General features: G+C 68.3%; 3 protein-coding genes. All 3 read left to right on the forward strand.

Features of this window, described 5'->3' with window-relative positions:
* Positions 1–729: 729 nt before the first annotated feature.
* From recC to recD, 3 genes are read left to right on the forward strand one after another with little or no spacing between them, the layout of a single operon-like run.
* Complete coding sequence (gene recC, locus ACIGFL_RS23970) at positions 730–4146, forward strand: exodeoxyribonuclease V subunit gamma (protein WP_397498796.1); 3417 nt, start codon at positions 730–732, stop codon at positions 4144–4146.
* Positions 4143–7775 carry an exodeoxyribonuclease V subunit beta gene (recB, locus tag ACIGFL_RS23975; protein ID WP_397498797.1) on the forward strand — a complete coding sequence of 1211 codons (3633 nt, stop codon included), beginning with the start codon at positions 4143–4145 and terminating at the stop codon, positions 7773–7775. Before recC ends, recB begins: the two co-directional genes overlap by 4 nt.
* Positions 7772–9799, forward strand: coding sequence for an exodeoxyribonuclease V subunit alpha (gene recD / locus ACIGFL_RS23980; protein ID WP_397498798.1), 2028 nt, complete (start codon positions 7772–7774; stop codon positions 9797–9799). The genes recB and recD overlap by 4 nt, the downstream gene beginning before the upstream one ends.
* Positions 9800–10036 lie beyond the last annotated feature (237 nt).

Raw genomic sequence — 10036 nt, forward strand, 5'->3', positions numbered from 1 at the left:
TTGAATTCTTCGGGGTAACGCTGGTTGCTCATGGCACCTCCTGATGGGCCTCATTATGAGGCTTGAAGGTGTCTACGAAACTAGGGTCGATTCAGCCGGCCTATATCTAGGCCGATATACGGACACTGAACTTGATCAAGTGTAGGGGAATCCATTGCATGGTCGTCCGTCTCTTTCATCGCTTGGCTCCTGGATCTCCTGATCAATCAGTTGAGGTAGTTTGCACTGTAGTCGCCACGCCGGGCATGTGATCTGCCCCGCCAGAATTCATTGGCTACGATCTAGAAAGGCTATCTGCGACCGCGCGTGCAGAAGGCCTCCCTCTAGTGAGGGACTTTTGCGGGGAATCGTTGATAACCGTCGGATAGCGTAGAGCAATGGCTGCAGCGAGCGCTCAAAAATATCCTAATAAAATCAATGCCTTATAAGATCGACCTCTGGCATGGGGTGCAAGGGGTCGAGTGTTCGAATCACTCCGTCCCGACCAAAAAACCCTACATTAGAGCCTGGTCAGTGATGACCAGGCTTTTTTGTGTCTGCGAATTCTTTCATCCGCCTCAATACTGTCGGTGCCGATCTGCGGGGCTCGGTAACCAATCCCCCGCAACAGAATCGTGTAATGCCAGTTCCCCGCCAGTTGGCGATGCTTGAAATGGCCAAACGTTCTCGACGCACCTGGTCGCCAATTACTGGCAAACTTGCCCATTGTTATTTGCAAGGAGCCAGTCGATGCCCGCCAGTCCGGAGCTGTCCCCCGGTCTTATCGTGATCCACGGCAACCATCTGGAAGAGTTGCGCGCGTTGGCGGTGCAGTGGATGCGTCGTTATCCGCTGCGGCCGCTGGAGAACGAGGTGCTGCTGGTGCAGAGCAACGGCATCGCCCAGTGGCTCAAACTGGCGCTGGCCGAGCGCGACGGTTGCGGTATCGCCGCAGCGTTGGACGTTGATCTACCGGCGCGTTTTCTCTGGCAGGCCTACCGCGGCGTGTTGGGCAAGGATGCGATTCCGTCGCAGTCGCCGCTGGACAAGGCGCCGCTGACCTGGCGTCTGATGCGCCTGTTGCCGGCGCTGCTGGCGGACGACGCCTTTGCCCCGTTGCGGCGTTTTCTCGCCGACGACGGCGACCTGCGCAAGCGCCACCAGTTGGCCGAGCGCCTGGCGGATCTGTTCGACCAGTACCAGGTCTATCGCGCCGACTGGCTGGCGGACTGGGCGGCGGGGCACGATCGCCTACGCACCTCGCGTGGTGGCGAGCGCTTGCTGGACGAGGCCTCGCGCTGGCAACCGGCCTTGTGGCGGGCATTGCTGGCGGATGTCGGCGCGGAGCACCTGGCGGACAGCCGCGCTGGCGTGCATCCGCGCTTCGTCGCGCGTCTGGCCGAGCTGGACGCGCCGCCGCCCGGTCTGCCGCGGCGGATCACGGTTTTCGGTATCTCCTCGTTGCCGGCCCAGGTGCTGGAGGCGCTGGCGGCCATGGCGCGCTTCAGCCAGGTGATGCTCTACGTGCACAACCCCTGCCAGCACCATTGGGGCGACATAGTCGAGGACAAGGACCTGCTGCGCCACGAGTACCGCCGCCAGCAGCGCAAGGGCAAGCCGGCCGGGCAGATCGGCCTGTTCGACCAGGAAGAGATGCACCAGCACGCCCAACCGCTGCTGGCTGCCTGGGGCAAGCAGGGCCGCGACTACATCAACCTGCTCGATCAGTACGACGAGCCGCAGCGCTACCGCGAGGCGTTCGAGCGCATCGACCTGTTCAGTACGGCGCGCGAGGACAGCCTGCTGGGCCAACTGCAGAATGACATCCTCGACCTGCGCCCGCTGGCGGAAACCCGCACCACCTGGCCGCCGCTGGATCCGGCGCGGGACCGCTCGCTGCGCTTCCACGTCGCCCACAGCGCCCAGCGCGAGGTGGAGGTGCTGCACGACCAGTTGCTGGCCTGCTTCAGCGGAGACCCGAGCCTGCGCCCGCGCGACGTGATCGTCATGGTGCCGGACGTGAACACCTACGCGCCGCAAATCCAGGCGGTGTTCGGCCAGTTCGCCAGCGACGATCCGCGGCACATTCCCTTCACCCTGGCGGACCAGGGCCTGCGCGGCAAGGAGCCGCTGCTGATCGCCCTGGAACACCTGCTGCAGCTGCCGGACAGTCGCTTCAGTGTCAGCGAGGTGCTCGACCTGCTGGACGTCGCCGCCCTGCGCGCGCGCTTCGGCATCAAGGAAGAGGAGCTGCCCACCCTGCGGCGCTGGCTGGAAGGCGCCGGCATCCGCTGGGGCCTGGATGCCCGCCAGCGCGAATCCCTGGGGCTGGGTACAGGCCTGGAACAGAACACCTGGCGTTTCGGCCTGCGCCGCATGCTGCTGGGCTACGCGGTGGGCGGGGCGGGGGCCTATGCCGGCATCGAGCCCTATGACGAGATCGGCGGCCTCGACGCCGCCCTGATCGGGCCGCTGACCCGTCTGCTGGAGGCTCTCGAACGCCAACTGGAAGCGCTGCGCGAACCAGCCAGCCCGGCGCGCTGGGGCGCGCGTTTGCGCGACCTGCTGGAGGGTTTCTTCCTGCCTCAGGACGACCGCGAGGAGGTGCTGCGCACTCAGCTGCTGGATGCCCTCGACGCCTGGCTGGCGCTGTGCGAAACCGGCGGCCTGGCAGAGCCGCTGCCGCTGCCGGTGGTGCGCGAAGCCTGGCTCGGCGATCTCGATCAGGGCCGCCTGAGCCAGCGATTTCTCGCCGGCGCGGTGAACTTCTGCACCCTGATGCCGATGCGCGCCATTCCCTTCCGTCACGTCTGCCTGCTCGGCATGAACGATGGCGACTACCCGCGCAGCCAGGCGCCGCTGGACTTCGACCTGATGGCCGGCGACTACCGCCCCGGCGACCGCTCGCGCCGCGAGGACGACCGCTACCTGCTGCTGGAGGCGCTGCTGGCGGCGCGCGAGCGCCTCTATATCAGCTGGGTGGGCCGCAGCATCCGCGACAACAGCGAGCGCCCGCCGTCGGTGCTGGTCGGCCAGTTGCGCGACCACCTCGGCGCAGCCTGGAGCCTGGTCGGCGGCGGCGACCTGCTGCCTGCGCTGACCACCGAACACCCGCTGCAGCCCTTCAGTCGTCGCTACTTCGGCGACGAGCCGGGGCTGTTCAGCTACGTCCACGAATGGGCCGCGCTGCATGGCCAGGCCGCGTCCGCCGTGGCCCAGGGGGCGTTGCCGGCCTGGGAGGATGGCCAGCAGATCGGCCCCGAACTGTTGCAGAGTTTCCTCCGTGATCCGGTGAAGTGCTTCTTCACCCGCCGCCTCAAGGTGTTCCTCGATGAAGAGGAGCAGGCCCGGCTGGACAGCGAACCCTTCGCCCTCGACGCGCTGGAACGCTACCAGCTGCAGGAGCGCTTGCTGAAAGCCGCCGTGTTGACCCCGGACGGCGATGCCGAGGGCGCCCTGCTGGCGGCCGCCGACCGCCTGCAGCGCAGCGGCGTGCTGCCGCTGGCCGGCTTCGGTGCGCAATACCGCGATGCCTTGCTGGCGCCGTTGCCGGCGCAGCTGCTGCGTTATCAGGGGCTCTGCCTGTTGTGGCCGGAGCTGCTGGAGTCGCCGCAGCGGCTGAGCTTCAGCGCCGCCGACGTGCAACTGGACGGCTGGCTCGGTGGCTTGCGGCGCCAGGCCGATGGCAGCCTGGCACGCCTGGAGCTGCTGCCCGGCGCCTTGGCCAAGGACAAGACCTGGAAGTGGCATCGCCTGCTGCGCCCCTACGTGCTGCACGTGATCGCCGCCGCTTGCGGCGCGCCCATCAGCACATTGTTGGTGGGCGAGGACCAGGCCCTGGCCTTCGAGCCGCTGCCAACCGAGCATGCGGCGCAGCTGCTCGCCGGCTGGCTGCAAGCCTGGAATGCCGGCATGCAGGCGCCGTTGCCGGTGGCGTTGAAGACGTCGCTGGCCTGGCTGCAGGAGGAGGACGACGACAAGGCCAGAGCCGTCTACGAGGGTGGCTACAACCTCAGCGGCGAAGTGGCCGGCAGCGCCAGCCTGGCGCGGCAGTTCCCCAACTACGCCGCGCTGACCGCCGATCGCCAGTTCCCGGTCTGGAGCGAGCGACTGTACCGGCCGCTGCTGCAAAGCCAGCCGATTGCCCTCGAGGAGGATAGGCCATGAGCCCGTCACGACGTCCCCTGGCCCTGAGCTTTCCGCTGCACGGCAGCCGCCTGATCGAGGCCAGCGCCGGTACCGGCAAGACCTTCACCATTTCCGCGCTCTACCTGCGCCTGATCCTCGGCCACGGCGGCGACGCGGCCTTCCGCGAGCCCTTGCTGCCGCCGCAGATCCTCGTGGTGACCTTCACCGATGCCGCCACCCGCGAGCTGCGCGACCGTATCCGCGCACGTCTGGTGCAGGCGGCGGTGCTGTTTCGCGGCGACGGCGAGGCCGATGCATTGCTGCACGAGCTGCGCGCGGACTTCCCCGCGGCCCAGTGGCCCGACTGCGCCCGCCGCCTGGAGTTGGCCGCACAGTGGATGGATGAGGCGGCCGTTTCCACCATCCATGGCTGGTGCCAGCGGATGCTGCGCGAGCATGCCTTCGACAGCGGCAGCCTGTTCAGCCAGACCCTGGAGACCGACCACAGCGAACTGCTCGCCGAAGTGGTGCGCGACTACTGGCGGCAGCACTGCTATCCGCTGCAGGGCGCGGCGCTGGCGTGGGCGGCGCGTCACTGGGGCGCGCCGGCCAACCTCGGCGCGCGGCTGCGGCCGCTGCTGGGCGAGGAGGGCGCGTCCGGCGACCAGCCGCTGGGCGAGCTGCTGGAGCGAGCCCTGGCCGATCGCCAGCGCGAACTGGAGGTCCTCAAGACGCCCTGGCGCACCTGGACCGACGAGTTGCAGGCGCTGCTGGATGCGGCCGTCGCCGCCAAGCAGGTGAATGCCCGCAAGATCCAGGCGCGCTACTACAATCCCTGGCTGAGCAAGCTGCGCGACTGGGCGAGCGGCGAGGAGGATCGCCTGGACCTCGGCACCGGCTTCAGCCGCTTGACCCCCGATGGCCTGGCCGAAGCCTGGAAGGGCGAGCCGCCGGTGCGCCCCGCGCTGGAGGCCATGGCCGTGCTGCCCGAGCGCCTCGCCGCGCTCAGCGATCCGGCCGAAACCGCACTGCGCCATGCCGCCGCCTGGGTGCGCCAGCGTTTCGACCGGGAGAAGCGTCAGCGCGCGGAAATGGGCTTCGACGACATGCTCAGCCGTCTCGACGCCGCCCTGCAGGGCGACAACGGCCCGCGCCTGGCCGAAGTGATCCGTCGCCAGTTCCCGGTGGCGCTGATCGACGAATTCCAGGACACCGACCCGCTGCAGTACCGCATCTTCGATACCCTCTATCAGGTGGAGATCAATCGCGACGACTGCGGCCTGTTCATGATCGGCGACCCCAAGCAGGCCATCTATTCCTTCCGCGGTGCCGACATCCACACCTACCTGCGCGCCCGGCGTGCCACCGCCGGGCGCCACTACAACCTGGAGACGAACTTCCGCTCCAGTGAGGACATGGTGGCGGCGGTGAACGGCGTATTTTTGCGCGCCGAACAGCGCGAGGGCGGGGAGGGGGCCTTCCTGCTGCGCGACGATCTGCCATTTATCGAAGTGAGCGCGCAGGGACGCAAGGAGACCTGGACGCTGGACGGCCAGGCGCAACCGGCGCTGAGCCTCTGGCACCTGGCGAGCGACGAGCCGCTGGCCAAGGGCGCCTACCTCGACGCCCTGGCCGGCGCCAGTGCCGGCGAGATCGTGCGCCTGCTGGATCTGGGCCAGCAGGGCCGCGCCGGCTTCAGCGGGGAGGATGGGCTGGTCGCGCTGCGCCCCAGCGATATCGCCGTGCTGGTGCGCGACTTCAACGAGGCCCAGGCCATCCGTGGCGAGCTGGCCGCCCGCGGCGTGCGCAGCGTCTACCTGTCGGACAAGGATTCAGTGTTCGCCGCCCAGGAGGCCCGCGACCTGCTGCTGTGGCTGCGGGCCTGCGCCGAACCGGACCAGGACCGTCCGCTGCGCGCGGCCCTGGCCAGCGCCACCCTGGGCCTGGCGCTGGACGAACTGGAGCGGCTCAATCTCGACGAGCGCATCTGGGAGCGCCGGGTCCTGCAGTTTCGCGACTATCGCCAGCGCTGGCAGCGGCAGGGCGTGCTGCCGATGCTGCGCCAGTTGCTGCAGGACTTCGCCCTGCCGCAGCGGCTGATGGGCCGCGAGGACGGCGAACGGGTGCTGACCAATTTGCTGCATCTGGCCGAGTTGCTGCAGCAGGCCGCCGCCGAGCTGGACGGCGAGCTGGCGCTGATCCGCCACCTGGGCGAGCTGCTGGCTGGCGAGGGCCAGGCCGCCGAGGAGCAGGTGCTGCGCCTGGAGAGCGACGAGGCGCTGGTGCGGGTGGTGACCATCCACAAATCTAAGGGCCTGGAATACCCCCTGGTGTTCCTGCCCTTTATCTGCGCCTTCCGCCCGCTGGACGACAAGCAGCCGCTGCAAGTGCATGACGGCCAGCGCCGCCGCCTGGTGCTCAAGGCCGACGAGGACACCCTGGCGCGCGCCGAGCGCGAGCGGCTGGGCGAGGACCTGCGCCTGCTCTACGTGGCCCTGACCCGAGCGCGCCACGGCTGCTGGCTGGGCGTGGCGGACCTGAAGATCGGCAATGGCAGGAAGTCGCGGTTGCACGAGTCCGCCCTCGGCTACCTGCTGGGCGGCGGCGTGCCGCTGGCCGCTAGTGCGGATCTTGCCGGCTGGCTAGCGCCATTCGCAGACGCGCCGCGCAGTACGCTGGCCCCGGTGCCGCAAGCCGGCGAGCAGCGCTATCGGGCGCAGGACGACGAACAGTTTGTCCCCCGTTGGCGCACCCCGGCGCGGCGCGCCGCCGAGCACTGGTGGATCGCCTCCTATAGCGCCCTGCGCCTCGACGAGGACGCGCCGGCCAGGGTCAACCGCTACGAAGACGCCGCACCGGACAGCCTGGCCATGCAGAACGCCAGCGACGACGAGAGCTCGGAACTGGCCCTGCCGCCGCTGCCGGCCTCGGCCCAGGGGCTGCATCGCTTTCCCCGCGGCCCCAATCCCGGCACCTTCCTCCACGGCCTGCTGGAAATGGCGGCGCAGGAGGGCTTCGCCCAGCTCGCCGCAGATTCCCTCGCGCTGCGCGAGGCGCTGGCGCGGCGTTGCCAGCGGCGCGGCCTGGAAAGCTGGATCGACCCGCTGCAGCAATGGCTGCAAGGGTTGCTGCTGCAGCCGCTGCCGCTTGGCGACGGCGAGGCGGTCTGCCTGGCCGAGCTGTCGCAGTACCAAGCAGAGTTGGAGTTCTGGTTCGAGGCGCGGGCGGTCGACGTGCGCCGCCTGGATGAGCTGGTGCAGCGCTGCGAGCTGCTCGGCATCGCCCGGCAACCGCTGCGCGCGGACACCCTGAACGGCATGTTCAAGGGCTTTATCGACCTGGTGTTCGAGCACCAGGGGCGCTACTACGTGGCCGACTACAAGTCCAACTGGCTGGGCGCCGACGATGGCGCCTACACCCACGACGCCATGGCTACGGCCATGGCCAGCCACCGCTACGACCTGCAATACGTGCTCTACGTGCTGGCCCTGCATCGGCAGTTGCGCCTGCGTCTGGCAGATTACGATTACGACCGCCACCTGGGCGGCGCGCTCTATCTGTTCCTCCGTGCACCGGGATCGGGTATCTACCTGGCGCGGCCGCCGCGTGAGCTGATCGAGCAGCTCGATGCACTGTTTATGGGTGAAGCCGAGGAGGCTGTGGCATGAATCCGACCCTGTCACCGGCGCTGCGCGAGCGCGCCGAACTCTTCGTCCTGCTGGCCGCCTGGAGCGAGCGCGGCTGGCTGCGGGAACTGGATCGCGCCCTGGCGCAGTTCCTCGCCGAGCTGGACCCGGATGCCTCGCCGCTGCTGATTCTCGGCGCCGCGCTGGCCAGCCATCAACTCGGCCAGGGGCATGTCTGCCTGGATCTGACGGCGACCCTGGCCAACCCGGACTTCACCCTGTCCCTACCGCCGGAAGGCGAGGACGCCGAGACCGCGACGCTGCTGCCATCCCAGGTATTGGCGGGACTCGAACTGGGGCAGTGGCTGGCGGCCTGCGCCGGCAGTTCGCTGCTGGAGGACCCAGGCGCGCCGCTGGTGTTGGCCGGTTCCTGCCTCTATATGCGGCGTTACTGGGACTACGAGCGCCGCGTGGCGAGCAGTATTGCCCAGCGCCTGCAAGCGGGCTCCGCGGCGCCGGCCGATCTCTCGGCGCGTCTGGCCACGCTGTTCCCCGAACCCCTGATTCTGGCTGGCGAGCGCTTGACCGACTGGCAGAAGCTGGCCTGCGCCCTGGCGGCTCAGGGGCGCTTCACCCTGATCACCGGCGGCCCCGGTACCGGCAAGACCACCACCGTGGTGCGCCTGCTGGCGTTGCTGCAGGAGGCGGCGATGGCCGCCGGGGCACCGCTGCGTCTGAGTCTGGCGGCGCCCACCGGCAAGGCGGCGGCGCGCCTTACCGAGTCCATCGGCGGGCAGGTGGCCTCGCTGCCGGTGGCGGACGCCGTGCGGCAGCAGATTCCCAGTACGGTGACCACGCTGCATCGTCTGCTAGGCAGTCGCCCGGACAGCCGCCACTTCCGCCACGGCGCCGGTAACCCGTTGCCGCTGGATGTGCTGGTGGTGGACGAGGCGTCGATGATCGACCTGGAGATGATGGCGAGCCTGCTGGACGCCCTGCCGGCTCATGCGCGGTTGATCCTGCTGGGCGACAAGGATCAGCTCGCCTCGGTGGAGGCCGGGGCGGTGCTGGGCGATTTGTGTCGGGAAGCGGAGGCCGGTGGTTATAGTTCCGCGACCCGCGCCTGGCTGGAGGCGCAGACCGGCGAGCGGATGGCCGATCCGGCGCTGGTGCCCGGCGAGCAGGCGCTGGCCCAGCATATCGTCATGCTGCGTCACTCGCGGCGCTTCGCCGGCGCCTCCGGCATCGGTCGCCTGGCCCGTGCGGTGAACCAGGCCGATGCCCAGGCCGCTCGCGCCACCCTGGCGGCCGGCAGCGACGACTTGCATGTGCTGCGTCTTGCCGGCGAGCAGGACCGCGCCCTGGAGCGTCTGCTGCTGGAGGGGCTGGTGGACGGCGAACGCCGAGCCCAGGGCTATGCCCATTACCTGCAGGTGATGCAAGCGGAGCGTCCGGCGCCGGACGCCGATATCCAGGCCTGGGATGGCTGGGCCGGCAGGGTGCTGGCGGCCTTCGATCAGTTCCAGTTGCTTTGCGCGGTACGCAAGGGGCCTTGGGGCGTCGAAACGCTGAACCAGCGCATCGCCCAGGCGCTGCAACGTCTTGGGCTGCTGGAGCAGGAGCATGGCTGGTACGAAGGGCGACCGGTGCTGGTGACCCGCAATGATTACAGCCTGGGGCTGATGAACGGCGATATAGGTATCGCCCTGCGTCTGCCCGAGCCGCCGGAGTTCCTCGGTGCGCCGCTGCGCCAGGTACTGCGCGTGGTGTTTCCGCGCAACGACGGCAGCGGCGCGTTGCGTCATATCCTGCCGAGCCGGTTGAGCGCGGTGGAGACGGTGTTCGCCATGACAGTGCACAAGTCCCAGGGCTCGGAGTTCGCCCACTGTGCGCTGATCCTCCCGGACAGCCTCAACCCGGTTCTGACCAAGGAACTGGTCTACACCGGCATCACCCGGGCGCGGCATTGGTTCAGCCTGGTGGAGACCCGCGCCGGCATCTTCGAGCAGGCGGTGCTGCGGCGGGTCGAGCGGCGCAGCGGTCTGCGCGAGGCCCTGGAGAGCTGAGGGCGTAATTCTTTTCAGAAAGGTGTTGACGTGCCTTCCTCAGGCGGTAGAATGCGCGCCACTTCAGCGCTGAAGCTCTTCTAAAACTTCTTGTTAATCAATGAGTTAAGTTTAAAGGAGGGGTTGCAAAGCTGGATCTGGCGTGTAGAATGCGCGCCGGTCGACAGGGTGGTGGTTGGATCCTGTCGGTGCTTCGGTCGAATGGATCGAAAGCGGTAAAAGAGGTGGTTGACAGCG

It is taken from the genome of Pseudomonas sp. NPDC077649, from assembly GCF_044542855.1.
In the GTDB taxonomy this organism is placed as follows: Bacteria; Pseudomonadota; Gammaproteobacteria; order Pseudomonadales; family Pseudomonadaceae; genus Aquipseudomonas.

Excerpts from the sequence above, each read along its gene's own strand:
- recB (WP_397498797.1), top strand. The coding sequence starts at position 4,143 with ATGAGCCCGTCACGACGTCCCCTGGCCCTGAGCTTTCCGCTGCACGGC.
- recC (WP_397498796.1), top strand. The coding sequence starts at position 730 with ATGCCCGCCAGTCCGGAGCTGTCCCCCGGTCTTATCGTGATCCACGGC.
- recD (WP_397498798.1), top strand. The coding sequence starts at position 7,772 with ATGAATCCGACCCTGTCACCGGCGCTGCGCGAGCGCGCCGAACTCTTC.